At 64.8% G+C, this 1,396-nt stretch carries 1 protein-coding gene; it reads left to right on the top strand.

Features of this window, described 5'->3' with window-relative positions; translation table 11 throughout:
• The coding region (locus tag LQV45_RS32510; RefSeq protein WP_230011691.1) for an alpha/beta hydrolase at window positions 1-647 on the top strand (647 nt) is incomplete at its 5' end.
• Window positions 648-1,396 lie beyond the last annotated feature (749 nt).

Raw genomic sequence — 1,396 nt, 5'->3', positions numbered from 1 at the left:
CCGGCTACCATGGCCTCGCCGGAAACTTTGCAGTTCGCCTAAACGCCCGGGTGTTCCTGCCGCACTACCGGCTGGCTCCGGAACACCCCTTCCCCACGCCGATCAACGACACCGTCGACGCGTACCGTTGGCTGCTGGAGCAGGGTCAGGACCCGGAGCGTCTGATGGTCGCAGGTGATTCGGCCGGCGGCGCCATGACAGTCACGGTGATGATCAAGGCTCGCAATCTGGGGTTGCCGCTGCCGGCAGCCGGGGTTGCCCTGTCACCCTGGGCGAACCTGGAGCACACAGGCGCGTCGATGACCAACCGGGAAGGCCTCGACCCGCTGAACAGCAAGGCCGTCCTGGACCTGCTGGCACGCAGCTTCCTAGGCGGGGCACTGCCGAATGACCCGGACGCATCCCCGGTCTTCGCCGACGTCCGCGGCCTGCCCCCGATCCTGGTCACAATCGGGGAGAATGAACTCATGCTCAGCGACGCAGTCCGGCTGGCCGGGCACCTAGCCGAGAATCGCGTGCGAGTGAGCCTGGACGTCTGGCCCGAGATGTTCCACGTCTGGCACATGCACCAAGACCGGCTCCCCGAGGGGCGCAAGGCCCTCGACGACGCGGCCCGGTTCCTGCTCGAGGCGCTGCCCGCCCGGTAGGGACCTCAACCGGGCGCCGTTGAGGCGCCCCGCAAGATGAGCAACCCCAGATCGTCAGCCCGATCCAATAAAGGGTCGGGCTGACGTGTTCGACGTCGTGAGCGACGACGTGCCCCACCTGCCCATGCAGGAATGGATAGCAGCACGATGTCCACGCCTCCAAGATCGACCAACTACTGGCCTTCCAGCCCCTGCTGCTTCCATCCGGAGGGTCGGAGGAAGCCCGAAAGTAAGTCCTAGCGGTTACCTCCAGCCCCACTTCCGCGAGCCGCCAGAGGGGTCCTGTGGATTAAACGAAAGACGTCCGCCAGCGACACGAGAGTCCGCCGTCTTCCTCGAGTGAGTGCTCGCCGCCGCCAGGGTGCGGCTGAGTTTGTGGGCCCACCGGTCGCCCAGGAGGTCCGCGCCCAGGGCTTGCCGCAGGGGGATTCTTTGACGAGATGGCAGCCGACGAGTTGTTGTACGCGGAGTCCTAACTCGGCAACGGGCTAGCAGGTGGCCGGCTTCCGTGGAGAGGAAAGCCGCATCGGCGCTCACCTCATGAGAAACGGCTAAATGGCTAAGCGCGGCCGAAGGAGAAAGCGCGACGCTCGAATCTTCTTAAACGGATAAGCTTTCGTTTATGGTGACGGAAGAGCGTTCAGGCCCAGATAAGAGCGTGCGAGTCACCATCCGCGACGTTGCACAGCGGGTGGGTGTTTCATCCGCGTCAGTGTCCTATGCAATGAGCGGGCGGCCCGGGGTTAGTG

Source organism: Microbacterium sp. Bi128 (assembly GCF_918698205.1).
This window is presented reverse-complemented; position numbering and strand designations above follow the sequence as displayed.